Origin of the sequence: Antarctobacter aquimaris, assembly GCF_900184945.1 — a bacterium.
Classification (GTDB): domain Bacteria; phylum Pseudomonadota; class Alphaproteobacteria; order Rhodobacterales; family Rhodobacteraceae; genus Maliponia; species Maliponia aquimaris.
In genome coordinates, this window is sequence record NZ_FXYF01000019.1 from 34,633 (window position 1) to 59,390 (window position 24,758).

The 24,758-nt window shown below is 68.6% G+C and carries 22 protein-coding genes and 1 pseudogene; 16 read left to right on the forward strand and 7 right to left on the reverse strand.

Annotated features, from left to right (window positions below):
• Positions 1 to 39: 39 nt before the first annotated feature.
• A complete protein-coding gene (locus MAA8898_RS22615) occupies positions 40 to 837 on the reverse strand; it encodes an inositol monophosphatase family protein (protein ID WP_094023333.1) in 798 nt (265 codons plus the stop codon).
• Between the two features lie 204 nt (positions 838 to 1,041).
• Here MAA8898_RS22615 and MAA8898_RS22620 point away from each other — a divergent pair, with 204 nt between their 5' ends.
• The 7 genes from MAA8898_RS22620 (at position 1,042) to MAA8898_RS22650 (ending at position 9,761) form a co-directional block, all read left to right on the forward strand.
• Positions 1,042 to 1,821 (forward strand): glycosyl transferase, encoded by a 780-nt coding sequence (locus MAA8898_RS22620; protein ID WP_094023334.1) that lies wholly within the window; start codon positions 1,042 to 1,044, stop codon positions 1,819 to 1,821.
• A 215-nt stretch (positions 1,822 to 2,036) separates the two neighbouring features.
• Positions 2,037 to 3,299 (forward strand): beta-ketoacyl-ACP synthase II, encoded by a 1,263-nt coding sequence (gene fabF / locus MAA8898_RS22625; RefSeq protein WP_094023296.1) that lies wholly within the window; start codon positions 2,037 to 2,039, stop codon positions 3,297 to 3,299.
• 4 nt (positions 3,300 to 3,303) lie between these two features.
• Positions 3,304 to 4,461: an endolytic transglycosylase MltG gene (gene mltG / locus MAA8898_RS22630; RefSeq protein WP_094023297.1), complete on the forward strand. Its 1,158-nt coding sequence runs from the start codon at positions 3,304 to 3,306 to the stop codon at positions 4,459 to 4,461.
• A gap of 573 nt (positions 4,462 to 5,034) precedes the next feature.
• Complete coding sequence (cysS, locus tag MAA8898_RS22635) at positions 5,035 to 6,432, forward strand: cysteine--tRNA ligase (protein WP_094023298.1); 1,398 nt, start codon at positions 5,035 to 5,037, stop codon at positions 6,430 to 6,432.
• Positions 6,433 to 6,655: 223 nt separating this feature from the next.
• A complete protein-coding gene (gene cimA, locus MAA8898_RS22640) occupies positions 6,656 to 8,275 on the forward strand; it encodes a citramalate synthase (RefSeq protein WP_094023299.1) in 1,620 nt (539 codons plus the stop codon).
• A complete protein-coding gene (locus MAA8898_RS22645; RefSeq protein ID WP_094023300.1) occupies positions 8,275 to 8,994 on the forward strand; it encodes a class I SAM-dependent methyltransferase in 720 nt (239 codons plus the stop codon). The genes cimA and MAA8898_RS22645 overlap by 1 nt, the downstream gene beginning before the upstream one ends.
• Entirely contained in the window at positions 8,991 to 9,761 is a 771-nt protein-coding gene (locus tag MAA8898_RS22650) for a squalene/phytoene synthase family protein (RefSeq protein WP_094023301.1), read from the forward strand. The genes MAA8898_RS22645 and MAA8898_RS22650 overlap by 4 nt, the downstream gene beginning before the upstream one ends.
• 6 nt (positions 9,762 to 9,767) lie before the next feature.
• Here the strand turns inward: MAA8898_RS22650 and MAA8898_RS22655 are convergent, their stop codons facing one another.
• Positions 9,768 to 10,994, reverse strand: a complete 1,227-nt coding sequence (locus tag MAA8898_RS22655; protein ID WP_094023335.1) for an MFS transporter — start codon at positions 10,992 to 10,994, stop codon at positions 9,768 to 9,770.
• Positions 10,995 to 11,100: 106 nt separating this feature from the next.
• Here MAA8898_RS22655 and MAA8898_RS22660 point away from each other — a divergent pair, with 106 nt between their 5' ends.
• From MAA8898_RS22660 to MAA8898_RS22685, 7 genes and pseudogenes are all read left to right on the forward strand, one after another.
• Entirely contained in the window at positions 11,101 to 11,814 is a 714-nt protein-coding gene (locus MAA8898_RS22660; RefSeq protein ID WP_094023302.1) for a precorrin-6A/cobalt-precorrin-6A reductase, read from the forward strand.
• Entirely contained in the window at positions 11,790 to 12,437 is a 648-nt protein-coding gene (locus MAA8898_RS22665) for a DNA-3-methyladenine glycosylase family protein (protein WP_176445287.1), read from the forward strand. The genes MAA8898_RS22660 and MAA8898_RS22665 overlap by 25 nt, the downstream gene beginning before the upstream one ends.
• A complete protein-coding gene (locus tag MAA8898_RS22670; protein ID WP_094023303.1) occupies positions 12,434 to 12,832 on the forward strand; it encodes a hypothetical protein in 399 nt (132 codons plus the stop codon). Before MAA8898_RS22665 ends, MAA8898_RS22670 begins: the two co-directional genes overlap by 4 nt.
• Before the next feature lie 30 nt (positions 12,833 to 12,862).
• Positions 12,863 to 13,528, forward strand: a complete 666-nt coding sequence (locus MAA8898_RS22675) for an alpha/beta hydrolase (RefSeq protein WP_094023304.1) — start codon at positions 12,863 to 12,865, stop codon at positions 13,526 to 13,528.
• Positions 13,529 to 13,867: 339 nt separating this feature from the next.
• Positions 13,868 to 14,422: pseudogene (locus tag MAA8898_RS26920) on the forward strand (trypsin-like serine peptidase); the annotation flags it as partial.
• Between the two features lie 282 nt (positions 14,423 to 14,704).
• Positions 14,705 to 15,238, forward strand: a complete 534-nt coding sequence (locus tag MAA8898_RS26925) for a peptidylprolyl isomerase (protein WP_245853586.1) — start codon at positions 14,705 to 14,707, stop codon at positions 15,236 to 15,238.
• 193 nt (positions 15,239 to 15,431) lie between these two features.
• Positions 15,432 to 16,016, forward strand: coding sequence for an HNH endonuclease (locus tag MAA8898_RS22685; RefSeq protein WP_094023306.1), 585 nt, complete (start codon positions 15,432 to 15,434; stop codon positions 16,014 to 16,016).
• A gap of 31 nt (positions 16,017 to 16,047) precedes the next feature.
• Here MAA8898_RS22685 and MAA8898_RS22690 read toward each other — a convergent pair whose 3' ends face one another.
• Positions 16,048 to 17,424 (reverse strand): COG3904 family protein, encoded by a 1,377-nt coding sequence (locus MAA8898_RS22690; RefSeq protein ID WP_094023307.1) that lies wholly within the window; start codon positions 17,422 to 17,424, stop codon positions 16,048 to 16,050.
• A gap of 203 nt (positions 17,425 to 17,627) precedes the next feature.
• Between MAA8898_RS22690 and MAA8898_RS22695 the strand changes: the two genes are divergently transcribed.
• Positions 17,628 to 17,921: a hypothetical protein gene (locus tag MAA8898_RS22695; RefSeq protein ID WP_094023308.1), complete on the forward strand. Its 294-nt coding sequence runs from the start codon at positions 17,628 to 17,630 to the stop codon at positions 17,919 to 17,921.
• An 80-nt stretch (positions 17,922 to 18,001) separates the two neighbouring features.
• Here MAA8898_RS22695 and MAA8898_RS22700 read toward each other — a convergent pair whose 3' ends face one another.
• The 4 genes from MAA8898_RS22700 to MAA8898_RS22715 form a co-directional block, all read right to left on the reverse strand.
• Positions 18,002 to 18,514: a bactofilin family protein gene (locus MAA8898_RS22700; RefSeq protein ID WP_094023309.1), complete on the reverse strand. Its 513-nt coding sequence runs from the start codon at positions 18,512 to 18,514 to the stop codon at positions 18,002 to 18,004.
• Positions 18,504 to 19,811, reverse strand: coding sequence for a M23 family metallopeptidase (locus MAA8898_RS22705; RefSeq protein WP_094023310.1), 1,308 nt, complete (start codon positions 19,809 to 19,811; stop codon positions 18,504 to 18,506). Before MAA8898_RS22705 ends, MAA8898_RS22700 begins: the two co-directional genes overlap by 11 nt.
• Before the next feature lie 164 nt (positions 19,812 to 19,975).
• On the reverse strand, positions 19,976 to 20,800 hold the full coding sequence (locus tag MAA8898_RS22710) for a ferritin-like domain-containing protein (RefSeq protein WP_094023311.1): 825 nt from the start codon (positions 20,798 to 20,800) through the stop codon (positions 19,976 to 19,978).
• Between the two features lie 102 nt (positions 20,801 to 20,902).
• Positions 20,903 to 21,364, reverse strand: coding sequence for a peroxiredoxin (locus tag MAA8898_RS22715; protein WP_094023312.1), 462 nt, complete (start codon positions 21,362 to 21,364; stop codon positions 20,903 to 20,905).
• 177 nt (positions 21,365 to 21,541) lie between these two features.
• Between MAA8898_RS22715 and MAA8898_RS22720 the strand changes: the two genes are divergently transcribed.
• Entirely contained in the window at positions 21,542 to 24,748 is a 3,207-nt protein-coding gene (locus tag MAA8898_RS22720) for a YhdP family protein (protein ID WP_245853584.1), read from the forward strand.
• Positions 24,749 to 24,758 lie beyond the last annotated feature (10 nt).

Genomic DNA, 24,758 nt, shown 5'->3' on the forward strand with positions numbered 1-24,758 from the left:
CGGTCCGATGTCCGGCGGATCGGGGGCCGCGCGGGGGCCTTAGGTGGGCCGGCCCCAGGCCGCGTCGGCCAGCGTCACCAGATCGTCGAAGACCGCCGGTCCGGACACCACCACCCGGCCGCCGTCCTTGATCATCGCGTTGACGTCCTGCGGCTCGACCCGCCCGCCTGCCTCGGCCACCAGCAGCTGACCGGCCAGGCAATCCCAGGCGTTCATGTGCTCCTCGACGTAGCCCAGCAGCCGGCCGGCCGCGACATAGGCCAGCGACAGCGCGCCCGATGCGTTGCGGTGGATCATCGCGCCGGTCGCCATCAGCCCCTCGATCACCGGCAGCAGGTTCTGCGCCTTGACCCGGTTGGAATAGCCGACCCCGACCGTGCCGCTGGCAAAGCCCTTGTCCGGGTCGAGCGCCAGCGGCACGCCGTTCAGCGTGGCGCCGCCGCCTGCGGTGGCGACGTAGGTTTCGTTGTGCAGCGGGTCGTGGATCACCCCGATCACCGTGCGGCCTTCGTGGACGCAGGCCAGAACCACGGTCCAGGCGGGGATGCCGTGGACAAAGTTGGTGGTGCCGTCGATCGGGTCGATCACCCAGTCGTATCCGCTGGTCCCCGGGGTGGGGGCGCCTTCCTCGCCGAAAATGCCGTCCTGAGGCAGCGCTTCGGACAGGCGCTTGCGGACGTGCAGTTCGACCTCGCGGTCGGCGTCGCTGACCCAGTCCTGCGCGCCCTTGCTGTCGACGCGCAGCCCGGCGCGGTCCGAGAAATACGAAAGGGCCAGGTCGCCAGCGGTGCGGCAGATGTCCACGGCCAGCGTCTTGCGGGTATCGAGAGAGGTCATGATGTGTTCCATGCAGAGAGGAGGAGCGCGGACGCCCTGCGCCCAGACCTATCGCGGAACACGGCCCGCGACAAACCCTTGTCGCCGCCCCATGTGGGGCTGCCAGACAGGCCGCGGCGCGACAAGCGCTGGTCTTCCGGGGGCGGCGTTGCTATCTGGCGCGCGTCGGACAAGGGGACAGGCGCGGTGACGGCGATCAACATCATGTGCATCAAGTGGGGCACGCTGTTCGGCCCCGAATACGTCAACCGCCTCTATTCCGGCGTGCGGCGCAACCTGTCGCGCCCCGTGCGGTTCTTCTGCATGACCGAGCAGGCCGAGGGATTGCACCCGGAGATCAAAGTATTGGACCTGCCACTCGAACCCTTTGCCGAGCCGATGAATGCCGCGCTTGCGGTGGCCAACCGGCAGGGCGCGATGCGCAAGACCTCGCTGTTCCGGCCCGGGCTGGTGCCGGACCTGAAGGGGCCGGTGCTGGGCTTTGACCTCGACGTGGTGATTACCGGCGGGCTGGACGAGATCCACGACCTTGCCCCCGGCACGGTGGCAATGCGGCACGACTGGACGGAAAAGCGCAAGGGGCGGCCGACCGGGCATGGCTCGGTCTTTCGCTTCGATCCGGCCTTGCACGGGTTTCTCTACGAGGACCTGGCCGCGCATCCCTACGAGGAGGTGGAAAAGGCGCGCGGATCAGAGCAGCGCTATACCTCGCACAAGGCGATGGACCGCGGCGTCTTTACTTATATTCCAGAGCCCTGGGTGGTGTCGTTCAAGTATGACTGCAACCCGTTTCCGATGAACTATGTCCGTCCGCCCCGCCTGCCGGCCGACGCGCGCGTGGTCTGTTTTCACGGCCGGCCCAAGATGACGGATGCGCTGAGCGGCTACACCGGGTCCGTCATCCGCTATTCGAAGCCTTGCGACTGGCTGGCCACGCACTGGATCGACCGGGCGCGCGCGGACCTGGGCGGGGCCTGGGCCTGAGGGACGGGGACGGCGCTGTTTCGGCTGCGCCGAAAGGCGCCCCGCCCACCGTCCCCGGCCGCAAGGCGCCCGGCGGCGTTCTTGCATCGAGAGGGTTGCGGGGACGTCCTTTTGCGGAAACCCGCCGCCGTGACGGACTGCGGGCGGCGGTCTTGCCCCCGGCGGCCAAGGCGCGGTAAGAGCGGGAAGAGTGCACAGGAGAGAAGGACAGGCGCATGGCACGTCGCGTTGTTGTCACCGGGCTGGGGCTGGTCACGCCCCTGGCCTGCGGGGTCGAGGAGACCTGGTCGCGGCTGCTGGACGGGCAGTCCGGCGCCGGAACCATCAGCAAGTTCGACGCGAGCCATCTCGCGACGACCTACGCCTGCGAGGTGCCGTATGGCGACGGCAGCGATGGCACCTTCAATCCGGACGACTGGATGGACAAGAAGGAGCAGCGCAAGGTCGACGAGTTCATCCGCTTCGGCATCGCCGCCGCCGAACAGGCGGTCTCGGATGCCGGTTGGAAACCGCAGGACGAGGAAAGCCGCCTGCGCACCGGCGTGATGATCGGCTCGGGCATCGGCGGGCTGAACGCCATCGCCGAAACCGCGCTGCTGATCCGCGACAAGGGTCCGCGGCGGGTGTCGCCCTTCTTTATCCCCGGCGCGCTGATCAACCTGATTTCCGGCAACGTGTCGATCCGCTACGGCTTCAAGGGGCCGAACCACGCGGTGGTCACGGCCTGTTCGACCGGCGCCCATGCGATCGGCGACGCGGCGCGGCTGATCAAGTACGGCGACGCCGACGTGATGATCGCCGGTGGCGCGGAGGCCGCGATTTCCGAGATCGGCATCGCCGGCTTCAACGCCTGCAAGGCGCTGTCGACCAAGCGCGGCGACAACCCCAAGGCCGCCAGCCGCCCCTATGACGCCGACCGTGACGGCTTTGTCATGGGCGAGGGGGCCGGGGTGGTCGTGCTGGAGGAATACGAGCACGCCATGGCGCGCGGCGCGCGGATCTATGCCGAGGTCTGCGGCTACGGCCTGTCGGGCGACGCCTACCACATCACCGCCCCCTCCGAGGACGGCGAGGGCGGCGAACGGTCGATGCGCAACGCGCTGCGCGACGCCGGGCTGACGCCCGAGGCGCTGGACTACATCAACGCGCATGGCACCTCGACCATGGCCGACACCATCGAGCTGGGCGCTGTGGAGCGGCTGCTGGGCGACCATGCCGCCAATGTCACCATGTCCTCGACCAAGTCGGCCACCGGCCACCTGCTGGGGGCTGCGGGCGCGATCGAGGCGATTTTCTCGATCCTCGCGATCCGCGACCAGGTGGCGCCGCCCACCATCAACCTCGACAATCCGGCGGTCGAAACACCCATCGACCTGGCGGCCAACGCCAGGCGTGAGCGCAAGGTCAGCTACGCGCTGTCCAATTCCTTCGGCTTTGGCGGCACCAATGCCAGCGTGATCTTCGGGAAGCTGGAGTAGGCGCATGTGGCGCAGCATCGCCTCGAACGCGCTGACCTTTCTGGTCGTCGCGCTGTTCCTCCTCGGGGGTCTCCTGCTGTGGGCGCAGAACGAATACAACGCCGAAGGCCCGCTGACGGCGCCGATCTGCCTCGAGGTGCCGCGTGGCACCAACATGCGGGCGGTGTCGGACGACCTGGCCGGTGAAGGTGCGGTGTCGAGCGCGCTGCTGCTGCGGCTGGGGGCGGACTATTCCGACAAGGCGCAGGCGCTGAAGGCGGGCAGCTACCTGGTGCCCGAGGGCGCCTCGATGTCCGAGATTGTCGACATCGTCACCCGGGGTGGTGCGTCGACCTGCGGGACCGAGGTGGTCTACCGCATCGGCATCACCCGCGCGACCGTGCAGGTGCGCGAGATCGACCCGACGACCGGCCGCTACGAGGAGCGCGCCAGCTTTGACCCCTCCGAGGGCGAGGTCCCCGAGGACTACACCCGCGTGCGCCAGGCCGCCGACACCCGCTACCGGGTGGCGCTGGCCGAGGGCGTGACCAGCTGGCAGGTGGTCGAGGAGCTCAAGCAGATCGACGTGCTGGAAGGCGAGGTCGACGTGCCGCCCGAGGGCAGCCTGGCCCCCGACAGCTACGAGATCGGGCCGGGCGACACCCGCGCCAGCGTGATCGAACGGATGCAGCAGGCGCAGCAGCTGATCCTGGCGCAGGCCTGGGCAAACCGCGCCTCCGGTCTGCCGCTGTCCACGCCCGAAGAGGCGCTGATCCTGGCCTCGATCATCGAGAAGGAGACCGGCGGCCCCGAAGAACGGCGCGAGGTGGCCAGCGTCTTTGTCAACCGTTTGGAGAAAGGGATGCGGCTGCAGACCGACCCGACGGTGATCTATGGCGTGACCAAGGGGCAGGGGGTGCTGGGGCGCGGGCTGCGGCAGTCCGAACTGCGCGCCGAGACGCCGTGGAACACCTACGTGATCCCCGGCCTGCCGCCGACGCCGATCGCCAACCCCGGCCGCGCCAGCATCGAGGCGGCGCTGAACCCGGCGGATACGGAGTACATCTACTTCGTGGCCAAGACGCTGGACCCGGCGGACGGGCACAACTTTGCCGTGACGCTGGACGAGCACAACCGCAACGTCGCCGCCTATCGCGCGCTCGAGGCGCAGCGCGACCAGTAGGCCGGAGGGCAGCGCGCGCTGCCCTCACCCTTTGTCAACCGGGCGGCCTCAGTCTGCCCCGCGGTACCACTGAAAACCGGATCGGTTTCCCCTTTCGGGGGCCTTTCGATCTGCGCGGAACGAGGGGGCGACGCCCCGAAAAGGGCCGGGTCTGGCACCCCGGCATCACGATCCGTCCGGCGGCCGCCGTTTTCAGTCCTTCATGGACATCGACTCTGCCTTACCCGCCCGGTGTCCCGCCGGAGGCGGGCAAAAGGCATGCGCCGGAGGCGGGCAAAAGGCGTGCGCTGTCGGCGGGTCTGTCGCGCCTTGGGACGGGCCGGGACAAAGCGGTTTCGAAACCGCTTCAACGCCTTTGCAAAGGCGTTGCAAGGCGCTTCGAAGCGCCTTTTGCGCCCCGTCCACTACGTTGCGCTTGGCCGGAACCTCGCGCCGTGCTATGCCCACGCCATGACGACGACCGCACCCATCCGCTGCTGCATTATCCGCTGACACCATCGGCGGGACGGTCCTCTATTCCAATCTGTACGGAGAGTTGCTAGGCCCGCCGCAAGCTTTGCGAAGGACGAGGCCATGGACATCCGCTTAACCAATTCCCGGACCCGGAAGAAGGAACTCTTCCGGCCGATCGACCCGACCAACGTGCGCCTGTATGTCTGCGGCCCCACGGTCTATGACCGCGCGCACCTGGGCAATGCCCGGCCCGTGCTGGTCTTCGACGTGCTGTTCCGCTTGCTGCGCCATGTCTACGGCGAAGGGCACGTCACCTACGTCCGCAACTTCACCGACGTCGACGACAAGATCAACGCCACCGCCCTTGCGCGCAAGGAGGCGGGGGCCCCGGGCACGCTCGAGGAACTGGTGCGCGAACGCTCGGACGAGACCATCGGCTGGTATCACGCCGACATGGATGCGCTGGGCGCGCTGCGGCCGACGCATGAACCGCGCGCGACCGCCTACATCGGCGAGATGATCGCCATGATCGCGGGGCTGATCGAGTCCGGCCATGCCTATGCGGCCGAGGGTCACGTGCTGTTCGCCGTCGACAGCTACGCCGGTTACGGCGCGCTCTCCGGCCGGTCGGTCGAAGACATGATCGCCGGCGCCCGGGTCGAGGTGGCGCCCTACAAGAAGAACCCGATGGACTTTGTCCTGTGGAAGCCCTCCACCGACGACCTGCCGGGCTGGAACAGCCCCTGGGGCCGGGGGCGGCCGGGCTGGCACATCGAATGCTCGGCCATGAGCCATGCGCTCTTGGGCGACACCTTCGACATCCACGGCGGCGGCAACGACCTCTTGTTCCCGCACCACGAGAACGAGATCGCCCAGTCCGCCTGCGCGCATCCCGAGGGGGAGTTCGCCAAGGTCTGGCTGCACAACGAAATGCTGCAGGTCGAGGGCAAGAAGATGTCCAAGTCCTTGGGCAACTTCTTTACCGTGCGCGACCTGCTGGAGCAGGGCGTACCGGGCGAGGTGATCCGCTTTGTCATGCTGAGCACGCATTACCGCAAGCCGATGGACTGGACGGCGGAGAAGGCGCGCGAGGCGGAGGCGACGCTGCGGCGATGGCGGAAATTCACCGCTTCGGCGGATGAGTCATCATCAGCGGATAGAACTGTCGTCTTGGCACTTTGCGACGACTTGAACACCGCTGGGGCAATTGCTGCGCTACACGAAATCTACAAGACTGGCGGTCCTCATGATCTGAAGCAGTCTGCCCAACTTCTTGGTCTGCTGACTCCGGAAATGGGTGGATGGTACGACGGAAAAGCCTCAGCTTCGGCAGAAGAATTGATCGAACATGCCTTGAATGTTCGGGCTGAAGCTAAAGCTGCGAAGGACTATGCAACTGCCGACGCTTATCGGGATCTGCTCAATCGCGCCGGAGTGATTGTTAACGATACAAAGGAAAGAACGACCTGGGAGATCGGGCCTGATTTCGATCCCTCAATACTCGAGGAGAACATGTAGCAGTGTCGTCAGGTTCGAATCCTCTCGCCCGGCGGCACGCCGGGCAACCCCCGGCCGCCACGTCGCACCGCAGGTGCGCCGTTTTTTCAGGGCACGCCTTCGGCGTGACGGGCGGAGGCTTCACCCCCACCCGCGGCCGGGAACTGCCCTTCGTACTTTGCACGGACCGCTGCGCCCACCCAGGATCGCGCGCGTCCCTCCTCGCTCAAGCCCAGGGGGCGAAATGACCCGCGAACGCCTCTCCCTCTACGACACCACGCTGCGCGACGGGCAGCAGACGCAGGGCGTCCAGTTTTCCACCGCCGAAAAGCTCAAGATCGCCGCCGCGCTCGACAGCCTTGGCGTCGATTACATCGAGGGCGGCTGGCCGGGGGCGAACCCCACCGACAGCGCCTTTTTCGAGGAGGTGCCGCACACCCGCGCCACCATGACCGCCTTTGGCATGACCAAGCGGGCAGGGCGCTCGGCCGCCAACGACGAGGTGCTGTCCGGTGTCCTGAACGCCGGCACCCCGGCCGTCTGCCTTGTCGGCAAGACGCATGATTTCCACGTCACCAGGGCGTTGGGCATCACGCTGGAAGAGAACCTCGATAACATCGGCGCCTCCATCGCGCATCTCGTCGCGCAGCGCCGCGAGGCGCTGTTCGACGCCGAGCATTTCTTTGACGGCTACAAGGCCAACCGGACCTATGCGCTGGACTGCCTGCGCACGGCACTCGAGGCCGGGGCGCGCTGGGTCGTGCTGTGTGACACCAACGGTGGGACGCTGCCGCAGGAGATCGGCGAGATCGTCACCGACGTGGTGGCCAATGCCGTGCCCGGCGCGCGCCTGGGCATCCACACCCACAACGACACCGAAACCGCCGTCGCAGGCTCTCTCGCTGCCGTGCTGGCGGGCGCACGGCAGATCCAGGGCACGCTGAACGGGCTGGGGGAACGCTGCGGCAACGCCAACCTGACCACGCTGATCCCGACGCTGCTGCTGAAGGAACCCTACGCCAGCCGTTTCGAGACGGGCGTCGACAGGGAGGCGCTGGAGGGGCTGACCCGGATCAGCCGGATGCTGGACGACGTGCTGAACCGGGTGCCGCAGAAACAGGTGGCCTATGTCGGCGCCTCGGCCTTTGCCCACAAGGCCGGGCTGCACGCCAGCGCGATCCTCAAGGACCCGACGACCTACGAACACATCGACCCCGCGCTGGTGGGCAACCGCCGCGTGGTGCCGATGTCGAACCAGGCCGGCCAGTCCAACCTGCGCAAGCGGCTGGCCGAGGCCGGGCTGGAGGTGGCTCCGACCGATCCGGCGCTGGCGCGCATCCTCGACAAGGTCAAGGCGCGCGAATCCGAGGGTTATTCCTACGACACCGCGCAGGCCAGTTTCGAGATCCTCGCGCGCGAGGAACTGGGCCTATTGCCCGAGTTCTTCGAGGTCAAGCGCTACCGGGTGACGGTGGAGCGGCGCAAGAACAAGTACAACCGCATGGTCTCGCTGTCCGAGGCGGTGGTGGTGGTGAAGGTCGATGGCGAGAAGAAGCTGTCGGTGTCCGAGTCGATGGACGAGGACGGCAACGACCGCGGCCCGGTCAACGCGTTGTCCAAGGCGCTGGCCAAGGATCTGGGCCGCTACCAGGCGGCGATCGACGACATGCGGCTGGTCGACTTCAAGGTGCGCATCACACAGGGCGGCACCGAGGCGGTGACCCGCGTCATCATCGACAGCGAGGACGGGCAGGGGCGGCGCTGGGCCACGGTCGGCGTCAGCGCCAACATCGTCGACGCCTCGTTCGAGGCGCTGCTGGACGCGGTGCGCTGGAAGCTGGTGCGCGACGGGGCAACGGCCTGATGGACTGGGAGGCCTTTTTCGAGGTTCACAAGGACCTGCCGCGCGAAGGACCGGGCGCGCCCGAGGATGTCGCCTGGGCGCTGGACCTGGCCGCCCTGCCCGAGGGCGCGGTGATCTGCGATGCCGCGGCGGGGCCGGGCGGCGACGTGCCCGCGCTGCTGGCGGCACGCGGCGCGCGGGTGGTGGCCTTTGACAGGTCAGAGGCCTTTGTTGCGCAGATGCAGGCGCGCTTTGCCGGGAACGAGGCCGTAACCGTCTGTACGGCCGACCTGGCGGCGATCGCAGATCTGCCGCAGGCGCCCTTTGACATGATCTGGTGCGCCGGGGCGCTGTATTTCCTGGGGCTGGACCAGGGTCTGAGCGTCATGGCGGACGCGTTGAAACCGGGTGGCGTATTGGCCTTTTCGGAGCCCTGTTTCTTTGCCGAACAGCCGGATACGGCGGCGCGCGCCTTCTGGGAGGGGTATCCGACGCGCGACACCGGCGGCATCCTCGCGGCGGTTTCGGCGGCCGGGTATCAGGTGCTGGGCAGCCGCAAGGTGCCCGACGCGGGCTGGGAGGCTTACTACCAGCCGATGGAGGCGCGCATCGCCGCGCTGCGCCCCGGCGCGGACGCGCGGCTGACCGCCATGCTGGACCTCTGCGCGGCAGAGGCGGACCACTGGCGCGCGGTGAAGGACCAGACCGGCTACCTGCTGACGGTGGCGCGCAAGCCATGAGCTGGGAGCCGGGCAGCGACCTCTACGCCTGCGCGCAGATCGTCGAACGGGGCGACCCCGAACGCTTTGTCGCCGCCATGGCCGCGCCGGTTGCCGCCCGCGCCGTGCTGTTCCCGCTCTACGCCTTCAACGTCGAGGTCGCGCGCGCGCCCTGGGTGACGCAGGAGCCGATGATCGCGCGGATGCGGTTGCAATGGTGGCTGGATGCGTTGGACGAGATCGCGGCGGGCGGCTTTGTCCGGCGGCACGAGGTGGTGACGCCGCTGGCGCAGGCGCTGACCGGCGTGGACGTGGCACGTCTGCGCGCGCTGGTCGAGGCCCGCGAACGGGATCTTGAACGTGCGCCCTTTGCCGATGCCGCGGCCCTGCTGGACTATCTCGAAAGGACCTCGGGCGGGCTGGCGCTGACCGCGCTGGCGGCCCTGGGAGCGCCGGCAGACCGGCTGGCCGATGCCGTGCCCTATGCGCGCGGCGCGGGGCTGGTGCGTTACCTGCGCGCGGTGCCCGATCTCGAAGCGCGCGGCAAGCTGCCCCTGCCCGACGGCCGGGCCGAGACGCTGGCCGCGCTGGCGCGCGATCAGCTGAGGGCGATGCCGGGCAGCCTGCGGCGGCTGCGGCGATCCTTTGGCCCGGCGGGTGCGGCGCTGCGCGAGTGCGCGCAAGCGCGGCCGCTGTTGCAGCTTGTTGCGCGCGATCCGGGATCGGTGTCCGAGGGGCGGCTGGCGCTCAGCGAATTCCGGCGGCGCTGGGCCTTGCTGACGGCCTGATCCGCGTCAGGCGCGGACCTCGTCCTTGGGGCGCAGCACCAGCCAGATCAGCGCGCCGCCCGCCAGCACCAGGAACGGCGCCATGGCCAGGTTGACCGCCGTCCAGCCCTGTTCGGCCGACCCGCCCGAGCAGTTCATCAGCCCGCCCGAGGCGAGCGAGGCAAAGGTCACGCCGCCGAACACGATGAGGTCGTTCAGGCCCTGCATCCGGCCGCGTTCGTGCGGCTCATGCGCGCCGGTCAGCATCGTGGTCGCGCCGATGAAACCGAAATTCCAGCCCAGCCCCAGCAGCACCAGCGCGACAAAGAACTGTTCGAGGTCGACCCCCGACAGCCCCACCGCGCCGGCGGCCCCGAGGATCACCAGCCCGGCGGCCATGATCTTTTCCGCGCCGAAGCGGGCGATCAGGTGCCCGGTGAAGAAGCTGGGAGCGAACATCGCCAGCACATGCGCCGTCACCACGTTGGCGGCGTCCCCCGTCTCGAACCCGCAGCCCACCACGGCCAGCGGCGTGGAGGTCATCACCAGGTTCATCAGCGCGTAGGAGACGGTCGCGCAGATCACCGCGACGGCGATGCGCGGCGTGCGCAGCAGCTCCAGCCGGCTGCGCCCGCGCGGCGCGTCGATCTCCGGTTTCGGCGGCCTTGGGATGTCGAGAAAGAGGAACAGCAAGGACCCCAGCAGGTTCAGCCCGATCACCGCCGCGTAGGTCCCGAGGAAGGGCACCACGAAGGCGTCCGAGGTCGCCTTGACCAGCTGCGGACCGATGATGGCCGAGGCCAGCCCGCCCGCCATGACGTAGGAAATCGCCTTGGGCCGGTAGGCGTCCGACGCGGTGTCGGAGGCGGCAAAGCGGTAAAAGCCCTGCGCCGACATGTAGAGGCCGGTCAGCAGCGACCCCAGCAGGAACACCGGGAACGAGGCGATGTAGAGGCCGTAAGCCCCCACCGCGCCGCCCAGCGCGCCGCCCGTGGCGCCCAGCATGAAGCCGGTGCGCCGGCCGTATTTCTGCATGATGGCCGAGACCGGCGTCGCCGACAGCATCGAGCCCAGCACGATCAGCGAGATCGGCAGCGTGGCAAAGCACACGTTCGAGGCCAGCGACTGCCCGGCAAGGCCGCCGATGGTGAAGATCATCGGCATCTGCGCGCCCAGGATCGCCTGTGCCAGCACAAGCACGATCACGTTGCGCTTGGCGCGAGAGTCGGTCGGGTCTGCGGTGAGGCTGGTCATGGGCATCGGGATAGGCTGCGCGCTCATCTTCGGCAAGAGGCATGTGTAAGCGACGCAGCGTGTTGCCGCTGTTCCCCTTTCAGCGGTGGTGTTCTAAGCAGGGCGGATGAACGGGATCGTGATCATAGGCGGCTCGACCGAGGCGCACCGGCTGGCGCGGGCCTTGCCCAGCGCGCTGGTGCGACTGCCCACGCCGGAACGCGTGGCGCGGCGCTGGCCGGGGGCGGTCAGCTTTGGGCCGGTGACGGCGGACTGGCTGCGCGCGGTCGGGGCGGGCGCGGTGATCGAGGCGGCGCATCCGGCCAACACCCGGGCTGCCTTTGCCGCGGCGGCGGCGGCGCGCGCGGCGGGGGTGCCGATCCTTCAACTGGTGCGGGCGTCGTGGCGGGCCGGGCCGGGCGACCGCTGGGTGTCGGTGCGCGACGTGCGCGACGCGGCGCGGGTCATCCCGCGCGGCGCGCGCGTGCTGGTGACAACGGGGCGCGAGGCCTTGCCGCAGTTGCGTGCCCTGCGGGCCGAGATCCTGATGCGCCGCATTGGACAGCCGGTGCCGCCCTCCGGCTGCCCGCTGCCGCGCGGCCGCTGGCAATGCGCCGACGGGCCGATCAGCGTGGCCGGCGAGTTGCGCCTGATGCGCCGCGAACGGATCGAGTGGCTGCTGGTGCCCAACGCCGGTGGCCTTGGCGGGTTGCCCAAGCTGGCGGCGGCGCGCGCGCTGCACCTGCCTGTCGCCATGATCGACCGCCCGCGCCGCCCCGACGGGCCGCGCGTCATCACGCCGGAGGAGGCCCTGCGATGGCTCCAGACACTGACATCATAGGGCGCATCATCCGCACCGACGACTGCGTGGCCGAGGGCGCGGAATGGCTGGCCCGGACCGAGCCGCGCTTTGCCCATGCGCTGGAGCAGACCGGCCCCCTGCCGCTGCGCCGCCGCCCGGACGGCTTTGCGCAGCTGCTCAGCGCCATCGTCAGCCAGCAGGTCAGCGTCGCCTCGGCCCGGGCGATCTGGGCGCGGCTGGAAGGCGCGGGCATGGTCACGCCCGAAGCGGTGCGGGCCTGCACCGACGACGATCTGCGCGCGCTGGGTCTCAGCCGGCAAAAGGCGGCCTATGCCCGTGCGCTGGCCGAGGCGGAGATCGACTTTGACGCGCTGCGCGTCCTGCCGACCGGGCAGGTCGTCGAGACATTGGTCGCGGTCAAGGGCATCGGCATCTGGACGGCCGAGATCTACGCCATGTTCAGCCTGGGCCGGGCGGATGTATTCGCCCCCGGCGACCTGGCCTTGCAGGAAGCCGCGCGATTGCTGTTCGACCTGCCCGACCGGCCCCGGGAAAAGGCCCTGCGCGGCATGGCCGAGGCCTGGAGCCCCTGGCGATCGGTTGCGGCGCGCGCGCTCTGGGCCTACTACCACGTCGCGAAGGAACGGGAGGGCATCGCGTGAAGGCATGGGGGATCGGCCTTGTGCTGGGGCTGGCGGCGGGGCCGGCGGCGGCACAGTTCGCCACACCCACGGTCTGCACCGGGACGATGGCGTTCCTTGTCGAGGATGGCGGCGCCGGAGCTTACCAATTGGACTTGGCGTTCGATGGCGCGGCCTACACGATCCGGGCGCGGAACCCCGACACCGACGAGACCACCGAGGACAGGGGCACCTGCGCCGACTACCTGACCACCGGCTGCCGGCACGGTTTTCCCCCGGCCGAAGGCGGCGAGGCGGGATACTACGACTTCAGGCTCGAAGCGCGCGGCGCAGAGGGCTATTTCTACACGGAAACATGGTCGGACGGGTTTTCGGGCGAGGCGATGCTCGACTGCCGACCGGCAGAGCGCCCCTGAGGGCGCGGCGGAACAGGAGAGACTTCTGGCATGACACGGGTACTGAACACGGGCCGCAAGGGGCCGGCCTCGGGCGAGACGCGCTCTTGCGTCATCTTCCTGCACGGCTACGGGGCGAACGGGGCGGACCTGCTGGGGCTGGCCGATCCGCTGGCGGAATACCTGCCGGACACGCTGTTCCTGGCGCCCGATGCGCCCGAGGCCTGCGCCGGCGCGCCGTTCGGGTTTCAGTGGTTCCCGATCCCCTGGATCGACGGGTCCTCGGAAGAGGAATCCATGGCCGGCATGGCGCGGGCGGTCGATGACCTGAACGCCTTTCTCGACGCGGTCATGGTGGACGAGGACCTGCTGCCGGAACAGGTGGCGCTGTTCGGCTTTTCGCAGGGCACCATGATGAGCCTGCACGTCGGCCCGCGCCGCGACGAGGAACTGGCCGGGATCGTCGGCTTTTCCGGCCGGTTGCTGGCGCCGGAGCTGCTGGCCGACGAGGTCCGCAGCAAGCCGCCGATCCTGCTGGTGCACGGCGACCAGGACGACGTGGTGCCGGTGCAGTCGCTGCCGCAGGCGGCCGAAGCGTTGCAGGAGGCCGGGTTCACCGAGGTCTTTGCCCACGTCATGAAGGGCACCGCGCACGGCATCGCGCCCGATGGGCTGGGCGTGGCACTGGCCTTTCTGCGGGACAAGTGCGGGTTCTAGCAGCGATTTTCGCCTCTCCTTGGCCGGCTGCGTATTGGTCACGTCGTGGCGCCGTGCGCAAGGACGACGCGCGCGGTCCGGCCAGGGGCCGTATGATACGGGATTTTGAATGCCGTCCGGTCTTTGCGGACCGGCGGACTGTGGTACGCTTCCGGGCACGTTTCGGAGAGTTGCATTATGCGTCTGTCATTTCTGTCTGCGGGCCTTGTCCTGGCCCTGAACGCCCCCGTCGCCGCACAGGACCTGCCGGTGTTCGACGCCGACCAGTTCGGCAAGGTGGTGATCACCAGCAAGCAGTCCGCGCTGGGCGTGATCCGCAACGAGGCGCAGATTGGCCAGATGAACATCGAGTTCATCTCGAACTACAGCGCCTCCTCGCCCTTTGCCCAGCTGGGCCGCGCGGTGGGCAAGCTGGACATCCTGACCGACACCAACAAATACGCGCCCTGCACCGCCTTCCTGATCGAGGGCAACCGCCTGATCACCAACCATCATTGCGTGCCGGGCATCCTGGATCACCCGCAGATCGGCGGCAACGCCATCGCGGCGGTGCAGTTCCACGCCGGGTTCATCCGTGACGGGGTGGTGGGCGAGACGCGCAGTTTCCACGTCAGCCCGGTGCCGCTGGAGACCAGCAAGACGCTGGATTACACCGTTCTTCAGGTGCTGGGCGACGCCAACGCCGAGTTCGGCGCGCTGCACCTGTCGGCCGCGCTGCCCGAGGACCGCGCGCCGTTCTGGCTGATCGGCCATCCGCTGGGCGAGGCGCAGCGCATCAGCCGCGAGAAATGCCAGGCCAGCGCGCCCGCGCTCGACAACCATCGCGTCCTGCACACCTGCGACACGCTGCCGGGCAGCTCGGGCTCGCCGGTGATCGACACCGGGCTGCGGCAGGTTGTGGCGCTGCACCATGCCTCGGCCGGGTCGGTGAACCTGGCCGTGCCTATGGCCGAGATCCTGGCCCAGTCGCAGGTGCTGACGGCGGCCGTGGGCGGCGATGCGGATCGCGCGGCGCTGGAGGCGGAACTGGCCGCGCTGCGGGCCGAACGGGACCGGCTGAGCGCCGAAACCGAGGCCCGCGCGGCGGCCGAGGCCGAGGCCAGGCGCCTCGCCGAGGAGCTGGCCGCGCTCCAGGCGGACCGGGCAAAGCCGCCCAAACCCGCGCCGGCCGAGCCGATGGAGCGCTTTGGCCTGGCCCCCGGCGACCTGGGCCTGCGGATCGAGGTCGACGGGCAGGCCAAGGGCACCGTGGTCATCGACCTGTTCGAGGACGTGGCCCCCGAACACGCTGATCGCATCGCCGCGCTGGCGCGGTTCGGCGCCTACAACGGCGTGGTGTTCCATCGGGTGATCGACGGTTTCATGGCCCAGACCGGCGACGTGCAATACGGCGATTTCGACGACAAGACCTTTACCCTGACGGTCACCGGCTCCGGTCGGTCGGACCTGCCGGACATCCAGGCCGAGTTCTCGGACATTGCCTTTGAGCGCGGGGCGGTGGGCATGGCCCGGTCCGCGGACATCGACAGCGCCAACGCGCAGTTCTTCATCATGTTCAAGGACGGGCCGTTCCTGAACGGGCAATACACCGTGGTGGGCCGTGTCATCAAAGGCATGGAGGTGATCGACCGGGTGAAACGCGGCGAGCCGCACACCTGGAAGGACATCGGCACCCCCGACCGGATGACCCGCGTCACTGTGATCGAATGACAGGGGGCCGTCGTGACCGGGGCGGCGCCTGCTGTCACATGCCGTTTGCCTGCGCAGGCCACCCCTTGTTGCGGATACCGCATGTTGCGGGACTTGCCTCGCCCCGAACGCGAGATATAGTCGTGCCAAGCAGGGGCGGGTTCCCCGCTCTGGTGCTTTTGGTCGAGCAGGCAGGGCAAGGGACGAGTCGTCGATGGACACCGAGTTCAGAACCACCTTCGTGCGCGAACCCGGCGCACTCAAACACCATCCCGCACTGGTGCTGAACGCCGATTACCGACCCTTATCGTATTACCCCTTGTCGCTCTGGCCCTGGCAGGACGCGATCAAGGCGGCCTTTCTCGACCGGGTCGACATCGTGGCCGAATATGACGAGGTGGTGCGCAGTCCGAGCATGTCGCTCAGGATCCCCAGCGTGGTGGTCCTGAAGGATTATGTCAAACCGCAGAAGCGCGTGGCCTTCACGCGCTTCAATCTTTTTCTGCGGGACGAATTCCGCTGCCAGTATTGCGGGTCCAAGGGCGAACTGACCTTTGACCACGTGGTGCCGCGTGCCAGCGGCGGCATCACCAGCTGGGAAAACGTCGTTGCGGCCTGCGCGCCCTGCAACTTGCGCAAGGGGTCCAAGAGCCTGCGCCAGGCCAACATGTGCCTGCGCAAGCCGCCGCGCCAGCCTTCGGCCCCGGAACTGTTGAACATGGGCCGCCGCTTTCCGCCGAATCACCTGCACGAAAGCTGGATGGACTTCCTCTACTGGGACGCGGAACTGGAGGCCTGAGCGGAGGCGGAACCGGGGGCCTGAGCGCCGCTCACTCGGTCGGTTCGAAGCAGAAGACATTGTCGCTGCCGTCGTTCAGAACGCACTGGGGCAGGGCGCTTTCGGGCCGGTCGTCGCCCATCCAGTACCACAGCGTCGCCGGGTTGCCGTTCACCCGCAGCACGCCGGCGTCGTTCTCCAGCACCGTGCTGGTGCCCGAGGGCCAGAGGTGGCTGTCCACCATCCCGCCGTCCAGCGTGGCGCGCCGGGTGCGGATGCAGGTGTCTTCGTCCAGCCGGGTGCCGTCGTCGCGAAAGACATGGCAGCGCCCGGCGGTCGTCTGCTCCTGCACCTGGCCGTTGCGGGGCAGGGCGGCCAGCGGCATCTCGCCCGGCCAGGCCATGTGATTCTGCATGAACCCGAAGAACACCGGCGGCGACGCATCGCGCGCGTCGGCATAGCCCCAGACCGAACCCCGGATCAGCGCGGCCTCGCCCCAAAAATCCACCGCCGATTCGCCCCGCCGCGCGGGCGCGTCCGGGGTGACGGCGCAGGTGCCCGCGCCCTCCAGTCCAAAGCCGGTGTAGCTCAGGTTGCCCTCGGGACTGCGCCGTACCTCGTCCATGCGGCCGATTCCGCGTGGCCACTGGTCCGGGTCGCTGGAGTCCAGATCGTACACCGACAGGTAGAGGTTGAGACAGGCATTGGCGATCACCGTGTCGTTGAGCGTGGTCGGCGGGTCGATGCCCAGCACGGCGATGCCCCAACGCGCGGCCTCTTCGACGCGGGTGACATGGAACATCTGCTCGGCCGGGGTGGCATGCATCCGCGCGGCCAGCGACGGGGCAAAGCGGTACTTCACCATGTTGCGAAAGATCAGCTCGGACACCGCGACCGAGACGGCATAGGCCCGCGCGACGGAGGCCGCGTCATAGGCGCCCTCGGGCACCAATAGGCTGGGCGCGTGAAAGCCAAGCCGCCCGTCGACGTGCAGGAACCGGTTCACCGAGGTGCCAAAGTCGGTTTCGGTCCCATGGCTGCCGGCCATGAAGATCAGCGCGCAGGCGGATTCGCAGCGCGCCCCGGCACGGATCACCGTGCCCAACCGGCCAAAGACCAGCTCCGTCAGGGCCATCGCCTCGGTCAGCGACCCGCCGGGGCTGTCGAGGCAGAGGTTCAGGGGGCGGTAGATGCCGATGTTGGGCCTGCCGTCGGGAAAATCCTCGTCGACATAGAGGATGTTCTCGAACTGCGGCAGGCGCGCGGCCTCTTGCAGCACGGCGCGCAGGCGGGTGGTGTCGCCGGCCTCGATCGGGCCCCGCAACTGGGCGATGCAGCCATAGGCCGGATCGTCCGTCAGCGTGATGCTGGCGGCCTCGGCGGGGACCGCGCCGAGCCAGGCAAACAGGGCAAGACACAGGTGGCGCATGGGGGGTCTCCTCCGGTCGGGCCGGGGGAAGGCACCCGGCGGGCTTGTCCGAAAAGGCTACAGGAGGCCCGCGCAGCGCGCTATCCCGCCCGTCCAGAAGGTGCCCTTGGGATTCACATTCAAGAATTCAGACGTGAATCCTTGCGATTCTCCGGCACCTCGGTCACGGTTGGAGGCATGAAAACCGAATTCGAGGGACAAGCATGCGCATTCAACTGATGGCTGCCGCCGCGCTGGTGACGCTCGGCACCGCCTGCTCACAGCCCGAGCCCGAGCCAGTCTACGTGCAGGTGCCCTACGACAAGTACGGCGGCGTCGCCGGCGGCACGATCGTCGATGGCTATTACGTGCTGGACGACGGCACCGTGGTTGGCCCGGTCAGCCCGGACGTCATTGACGGCAACCAGAACCGCAACCGCAACCGCGAGCAGACGCAGTCGCAGGTGCAGGCCACGACCCAGACGACGACCACGCAGCGCACCCGCACGGGCAACTGACCGCTCGGACGTCAGGCAGCCGGGAAAAGAAAAGGCCCCGCAAAAGCGGGGCCTTTGTCATTTCGGATCGCTGCGAAAGATCAGGAATTGCCGGCGGCCGCATGGGCCGGGGCTGCTGCGGCGCCACCGGGCTGCGGGCGCTTGCCGCCGTTCAGCGGGTCGTCCTGGCGCTGCACGGAGCCTTCGAAGTGGGCGCCGGATTCGATCGCGATGGTCTTGTGGATGATGTCGCCCTCGACCCGCGCGGTGGCGGTCAGGCGCACCTTGAGGCCGCGCACACGGCCCACGATGCGGCCGTTCACCACCACGTCGTCGGCGATCACTTCGCCCTTGATGGTGGCGGATTCGCCGATCGTCAGCAGGTGGGCGCGGATGTCACCCTCGACCGTGCCTTCGACCTGGATGTCGCCGGTGGTCTTGATGTTGCCGGTCACGTGCAGGTCGGCCGACAGCACCGATGCCGGCGGCTTGGCCTTCGGCGGGGTGGCTGGCTTGTAGTCGCTGCCTGCGGATTTCATCGGGTCGGGCATGGCCGGTTTGGACACGTCGTCGGCCTTGGGGCCGGGCTCATTGATCTTGCTCTTAGAAAACATCGTTCGCAGCCTTGATATAGATCATCGGATTGACGGGTTCGCCGCCGACTCGGACTTCGTAGTGAAGATGGGTCCCGGTCGACCGACCAGTGTTCCCCATATCACCGATCCTCTGCCCGCGCGAGACCCTATCCCCAACATTCACCCGGATTTTGGACATGTGCGCATAGCGCGTCTCGATGCCGAATTCGTGCTGGATCTTGACCAGGCGGCCATAGCCGGACTGCCAGTCCGCGTGCACCACGACGCCGTCTGCGGTAGCGTAGATCGGCGTGCCGTGCGGCGCGGCGAAATCGGTGCCCGCGTGCAGCCTGCCCCAGCGGTAGCCATAGCCCGAAGTAAAGCGGAACGCGTCCTTGAGCGGCGAGGCAAAGGGCGCCTTTTGCGCGGCGATCCGGTAGAGGTTCAGCCGGTCCATGTCGCTCAGGATGCGGTTGGCGCGCAGCGCGTCCAGCGACAGTTCCTCGCCCTTGGTCGAGAAGGCGAGGGGGGCCATCGGGCCGCCCTGGCCGGAATATCCCTTGCGCACCTCGCCCAGGATCTTATCGGGATCCATGCCGGCCTTTTCGAACATCTTGTCCAGCGGCGTCATGGATACGGTCATCGCCTCTTCGAGCTGGCGGAAGATGCGATCGTTCTTGTCTTCCATGATCTCGATCTCGGCCCGCATCTCGGAGGCGCGGATCAGCGCCTGCTGGGCGTCGGCCAGCACCTTGTCGCGTTCCTTGGCGGTGCTGGCGAGAGCCTCGTTCAGCAGCGCCAGGGTGGCGTCGTCGCCGCCGGCGCGGGCCACGTCGATCTCGCCCTTGATCTCGCTTTCCAGCGAGGCCAGCCGTTTGGCCGCCGTGTCGCGCGCCTTCATGGCCTCGCGCAGCGTCGTCTGGATCACGTCGATGCCGGTCTCCAGCTCGCGGCGGCGGCCCTCGGATTCCAGCAATTCGGTCTGCATGACCGAGATCTGCCGCAGCGCGGTGGAAAAGCGGTCCTGCGCGGCCAGCGCCTCGGCGGCGCGGGCGTCGCGCTCGGCCGACAGCGCGTTCAGGCGCTGCTGGTAGGTGATCTGTTCGCGCTTGGCCTGTTCGCGGAAGTTGCCGGCGCCAATCGAGTCCATCAGCAGGATGGCTGTCGCGACGATCGTCCAGCCCAGCACCAGCGTGATTCCCACGACCGCCACGGCCTGAGTCTCGGATTTCAGGCGGATGAACCGCGTGTCGGATTCCGATCTCAGAAACAGCCGGCGTTCCGGAAAGAAACGCTCGATGAGCGCATGAAGCCTGATCGTCAGACGTGATCTCACGTGACCGTCCCCTCGTCCCGTCCCATCGAACGGCGCCTGCTGTCCCCACATCCAGCGCCGTCCTCAAGCGGCTTACCCCGACAATTCATAACTCCGCAAGATTTTTGGCCCCACGATTCGAGCCGGTGGGCGGGAAGGGGCCGAAACGGCAAAAAACCGCCGATTCAACGGCTTCGGGCAGGGGTTTCCTCGGCAAGGGGCCAGTAGAAATCGGGCGGAAGCCCTGCTTCTGCACGTTTTTCCTCGTTGAAGGGCGGTTTCAGCGGACCCTTGAAATAGCGCCTGACAAGAGCGTGAAACGCTACAATTGGGTCTGTATCATGCCGGCCACACAAGAAGTGGAACCATTTGGAGCCATAAGCCACGTGGGCGACCTCTTCGGCGTAGATCGTTTCCAGCGCGGCGACGGCGCTGTCGGCCCCCGCCTTGCGGAAGATCCCGATCATCCCCGGCGTCACGTCGAGGCCGCGCGCCTCCAGCACCATGGGCACCACGGCGAGCCGTCCCATGAAGTCCCCGGCGGTGTCTTCGGCGGCGCGCCACATCCCGGCATGGGCGGGCAAGGCCCCGTAAAAGCTGCCCATTTCCTCGAGGCAGGCGCAGATCAGCTCGAAATGCCGGCTCTCGTCGGCGGCCGCGCGGACCCAGTCGTCGTAGAAGCCGGCCGGCATCGGCGTGTCGGCAAAGCGCGCGATGATGTCCCAGTGCAGGTCCACGGCGTTCAGCTCGATGTGGGCTACGGCGTGCAGCAGTGCGATTCGGCCTTGCGGGCTGCCGGGCTTGCGCTTGGGCACGTCGCGCGGGTCCAGCAGTTCGGGCTGCGCGGGGCGGGACGGGCGCAGGGGCGGAGTGGCCCCGCCGACAGGGATCGGCGTGCCTGCGTCGCGCGCGGCGGACCAGCGGGCCGCATGCGCCCGCGACTTGGCGGTTTTCTGCCGGCCGTCGGCGGTGGTCAGAACGTCCACCGCCATCTCGCTCAGGGTCATCATCCGGGCGCCTCCGCTGGTCACGGGCGCGGGCAAATTCCGCCCCCGGAATTTGCAAATTTCATGTGTGAAATTTGCTGCGCCCCTGCCTTGTGTCGCGCCCTATCACAGCGCCCGGGCGGCCTCCAGCACCTCTTCGGCATGGCCGGGCACCTTGACCTTGCGCCATTCGCGGGCAATCCGGCCCTCGGCGTCGATCAGGAAGGTCGACCGTTCGATGCCGAAGAAGGTCTTGCCGTACATGGACTTTTCCTTCCAGACACCAAATTTCTCGCAGAGGTCCGAACCCTCGTCCGACAGCAGCGGCACGGTCAGCGCCTTCTTGGTCATGAACTTCTCGTGGCTGGCGATCGAGTCCTTGGACACGCCGAACAGCTTGACCCCCAGCGCCTCGAACTGTGGCTGGAGCGCGGTAAAGGCCTCGTTCTCCTTGGTGCAGCCGGAGGTGTCGTCGCGCGGGTAGAAGAACAGCACCACGGGCGCGCCCTTGAGTGCGGATAGGCTCACCTCTCCCGCGGTCGAGGGCAGGGTGAAGTCGGGGGCGGTGGCAAGCGGTGTGTCGGACATGGGTGTCTCCTTGTTTCGGATGGCGTATGCTGTGCATGAGCTACGCCAAGACAGTAAGGCATCGGACGCGGGCTTCCAGTGAGCAGGCAACAGCGCATGCGGAAAAACCAAGAGCCAGGCGACCGGCCCCCACGCCGGCGGCGTCGGCGCGGGCGGATCGTCGGCGCGCTATTGTTCGTGCTGATCGCCGCGGCGGCGGGCGCGGCGGTCTGGATGGTGGGCCGCCCGGTCGAGGCACCGGCCTGGGTGCGCGAACGCATCGAGGCGCGCATCGCCCAGGCGCTGCCCGGCATCAGTGTCGATTTCGGCAGTGTCAGCCTGCTGGTGCAGCCCAGCGGACTGGCCCGGGTCATCCTGTGGGACGTCGACATCCGCAACCGGCTGGGAAATCCGATCGCGCAGCTGTCGGACATCGAGGCCGGGATTTCGCCCACCGCCCTGCTCAGCGGCGAGATCGTCCTGCGCGAGGCGCAGGTTTCGGGCGCCTTCGTGACCCTGCGCCGCGACCCGCAGGGCAAGATCGGGCTCGCGCTGGGCGATGCCTTTGCCGAGGCCACCGAGACGCCCGACCTGGGCCAGATCCTGGAACGCATCGACGCGCTGCTGCTGGACCCGCGCCTCTCCGGGCTCGAGGTGTTCGAGGCTGACGCCCTGACCCTGCGCTACGAGGACCAGCGCGCGCGGCGCGGCTGGACGGCGGATGGCGGCCGCCTGCGCATCGCCCGCGCCGACGGGGTGCTGACGCTGACCGGCGACGTGGCGCTGCTGGCCGGGGGCGACGGGGTCGCCACGGTCGAGATCGAGGCGCAGAGCCCGATCGGCGCCCGCAGCATCGACTTTGGCATCCTGCTCGACGGGCTCGCCTCGCGCGATATCGCCACGCAGAGCCCGGCGCTGGCCTGGCTGCATGACCTGGATGCGCCGATCTCGGGCACTTTGCGCTCTGGCGTTGACACGGATGGCGCGCTGAAGCCGCTGGAGGCGACGCTGCAGATCGGCAAGGGCGTCCTGCAACCCACGCGGGCGACGCGCGCGCTGCCCTTTGACGCCGCCGAGACGCAGTTTTCCTATTCCCCCGAGGCGGGCCTGCTGCGCTTTGACCGCATCCGCCTTGTCTCGCCTCTGGCGACGCTGACGGCGGTGGGCACCGCCCGGCTGGACGGGATCGAGACGGGCTGGCCCGAGGGGCTGACCGGGCAGTTCTCGCTGTCCGGTCTTTCGCTGGCCAAGGGGGCGCTGCTGGACCGGCCGGTCGCGGTGTCGGGCGCCGAGATGGCGTTCAAGCTGCTGCTGGACCCCTTCCGGATGACGCTGGGCGAGCTGCGGGTCACCGACCCGGCCTATCCGCTGCGCGTGTCGGGCGCCGTCGCCGCGCAGGACAACGGCTGGCGGCTGGCGCTGGATGCCCATGCCGCGCGCACCGATCCGCAGCAGGTCATGGGATTCTGGCCCGAGGGCATGTTTCCCGGCGTGCGCCTGTGGATCACCAACAACGTCCAGAGCGGGCAGCTGGAAGACATCCATTATGCCCTGCGCCTCGATCCGGGCGCAGACCAGCCGCGCAATTTCCTCGACTTCGCCTTTTCCGACGGGGTTGCCACCTACAACCCCAGGCTGCCCGGCCTGACCGGGGCAGCGGGGCGCATCACCATCTATGACGGGCGGCTGGGGCTGCGGCTGGATGCCGGAGAGATCGACGCCGGTGGCGGGCCGATCGATGTCGCGGACTCCGAGTTCGTGATCGCGGACCTCAAGGCCAAGCCGGTCGTCGGCGAGATCCGTCTGCAGGCGGCGGGCAGCGTGACCGCGGCGCTGCACTACCTCAACAACGACGCCTGGCGGGTGGTCGAAAAGGCCGAGCGCACCGTCGACGTGGCGACCGGCACGACGCGGGTGTCGGGGCGGATCACCGTGCCCTTCATGGCGGGGCTGACGCTGCCGCAGGTGGGGCTGGACCTGGCCGGGGTGCTGACCGGCGTGGACGCGCCCGCCGCGATCCCGGGCAAGCCGCTGACCGCCGACCGGCTGGACCTGCGGCTGACCAACGAGGCGGTGTCGATCGAAGGCGCGGTACTGGTGCAGGGGGTGCCCGCCACGGGGCGCTGGGAACGACCCTTGCAGGGCTCGGGCGGCACGGTCGCGGCGCGGGTCACGCTGTCGCCGGACACGCTGGCCGCGCTGGGCATCGGCCTGCCGCAGGGCATGCTGCGCGGCAGCGGCACTGGCGACTTGCGGATCGACCTGCCGCGCGGCGCAGCGGCGCGCTTTGCCCTGTCCAGCGACCTGGGCGGGATGGGCCTGTCGGTCCCGGCGCTGGGCTGGGACATGGCGCCCGGCACGCGCGGGCGCTTCGACATCGCGGGCACGCTGGGCACGGTGCCGGTGATCGACCGCCTGACGCTGTCGGGCGGCGGGCTGGAGGCGGACGGGCGCATCCTGCTGGACGGGGCGGGGCGCTTTGACAGGCTGGAGCTGACGCGGCTGACGGTGGGCGACTGGCTGGATGTCAGTGGCCGCTTGCTGAACCGCGGCGCCCAGGCCTCGCCGGCCATCGAGGTCGACGCCGGACGCGTGGACATGCGCAGCGCGCCCTTTACCGCGTCCTCGGGCACGGCGGGGACGGATCCGGGGACTGGCGGCGGCGCGCCGCTGACGCTGGCGCTGGACAGCCTGCGGCTGACCGACGCCATCGTGCTGGAACGCTTTCGCGGCAGCTTTGACACCGTGCGCGGGCTGAACGGCAGGTTCGAGGCCAGGCTGGGCGGGCGGACTCCGGTCAAGGGCCGTGCCGTGCCGCAGCAGACCGGCACCGCCTTCCGCATCACCGGCGAGGATGCCGGCGACGTGTTGCGTGCGGCGGGCCTGCTCAAGACCGTGCGCAACGGCACCTTCCGGCTGGACATCGCGCCGGTCCAGGGACAACCGGGCAGCTGGGACGGGCTGATGCAGATCGAGGGCGCGCGGCTGCGCGAGGCGCCCGGCATCGCGGCGCTGCTGGACGCGGTCAGCATTGTCGGCCTGATCGACCAGCTGAACGGGCCGGGGATCTTCTTTTCCGAGGTCGAGGCGCGGTTTCGCCTGACGCCAAACCGCATCGTGGTCAGCCGGTCCAGCGCGGTCGGCCCGTCGATGGGGATCTCGATGGACGGCTACTATGACCTGACCACCGGGCAGATGGACATGCAGGGCGTGCTGTCGCCGATCTACATCGTCAACGGCATCGGGCGGCTCATTTCGCGGCAGGGCGAAGGGCTGATCGGCTTCAACTTCAACCTGCGCGGACCGGTTGACAATCCGCGCGTCTCGGTCAATCCGCTGTCGGTCTTCACGCCGGGGATGTTCCGTGACATCTTTCGGCGACCGCCGCCGGAACTGTCACAATAATCCCAACGGG

What these genes read in the sequence shown, in the direction of transcription:
- MAA8898_RS22655 (WP_094023335.1), bottom strand. Translation starts at nt 10,994, where the DNA reads ATGACCAGCCTCACCGCAGACCCGACCGACTCTCGCGCCAAGCGCAAC.
- MAA8898_RS22700 (WP_094023309.1), bottom strand. Translation starts at nt 18,514, where the DNA reads ATGTTTTCTAAGAGCAAGATCAATGAGCCCGGCCCCAAGGCCGACGAC.
- MAA8898_RS22685 (WP_094023306.1), top strand. Translation starts at nt 15,432, where the DNA reads ATGGACACCGAGTTCAGAACCACCTTCGTGCGCGAACCCGGCGCACTC.
- MAA8898_RS22615 (WP_094023333.1), bottom strand. Translation starts at nt 837, where the DNA reads ATGACCTCTCTCGATACCCGCAAGACGCTGGCCGTGGACATCTGCCGC.
- MAA8898_RS22675 (WP_094023304.1), top strand. Translation starts at nt 12,863, where the DNA reads ATGACACGGGTACTGAACACGGGCCGCAAGGGGCCGGCCTCGGGCGAG.
- MAA8898_RS22715 (WP_094023312.1), bottom strand. Translation starts at nt 21,364, where the DNA reads ATGTCCGACACACCGCTTGCCACCGCCCCCGACTTCACCCTGCCCTCG.
- MAA8898_RS26925 (WP_245853586.1), top strand. Translation starts at nt 14,705, where the DNA reads ATGGAGCGCTTTGGCCTGGCCCCCGGCGACCTGGGCCTGCGGATCGAG.
- MAA8898_RS22660 (WP_094023302.1), top strand. Translation starts at nt 11,101, where the DNA reads ATGAACGGGATCGTGATCATAGGCGGCTCGACCGAGGCGCACCGGCTG.
- cimA (WP_094023299.1), top strand. Translation starts at nt 6,656, where the DNA reads ATGACCCGCGAACGCCTCTCCCTCTACGACACCACGCTGCGCGACGGG.
- MAA8898_RS22645 (WP_094023300.1), top strand. Translation starts at nt 8,275, where the DNA reads ATGGACTGGGAGGCCTTTTTCGAGGTTCACAAGGACCTGCCGCGCGAA.
- MAA8898_RS22650 (WP_094023301.1), top strand. Translation starts at nt 8,991, where the DNA reads ATGAGCTGGGAGCCGGGCAGCGACCTCTACGCCTGCGCGCAGATCGTC.
- MAA8898_RS22695 (WP_094023308.1), top strand. Translation starts at nt 17,628, where the DNA reads ATGCGCATTCAACTGATGGCTGCCGCCGCGCTGGTGACGCTCGGCACC.
- fabF (WP_094023296.1), top strand. Translation starts at nt 2,037, where the DNA reads ATGGCACGTCGCGTTGTTGTCACCGGGCTGGGGCTGGTCACGCCCCTG.
- MAA8898_RS22710 (WP_094023311.1), bottom strand. Translation starts at nt 20,800, where the DNA reads ATGATGACCCTGAGCGAGATGGCGGTGGACGTTCTGACCACCGCCGAC.
- MAA8898_RS22665 (WP_176445287.1), top strand. Translation starts at nt 11,790, where the DNA reads ATGGCTCCAGACACTGACATCATAGGGCGCATCATCCGCACCGACGAC.
- MAA8898_RS22620 (WP_094023334.1), top strand. Translation starts at nt 1,042, where the DNA reads ATGTGCATCAAGTGGGGCACGCTGTTCGGCCCCGAATACGTCAACCGC.
- cysS (WP_094023298.1), top strand. Translation starts at nt 5,035, where the DNA reads ATGGACATCCGCTTAACCAATTCCCGGACCCGGAAGAAGGAACTCTTC.
- mltG (WP_094023297.1), top strand. Translation starts at nt 3,304, where the DNA reads ATGTGGCGCAGCATCGCCTCGAACGCGCTGACCTTTCTGGTCGTCGCG.
- MAA8898_RS22690 (WP_094023307.1), bottom strand. Translation starts at nt 17,424, where the DNA reads ATGCGCCACCTGTGTCTTGCCCTGTTTGCCTGGCTCGGCGCGGTCCCC.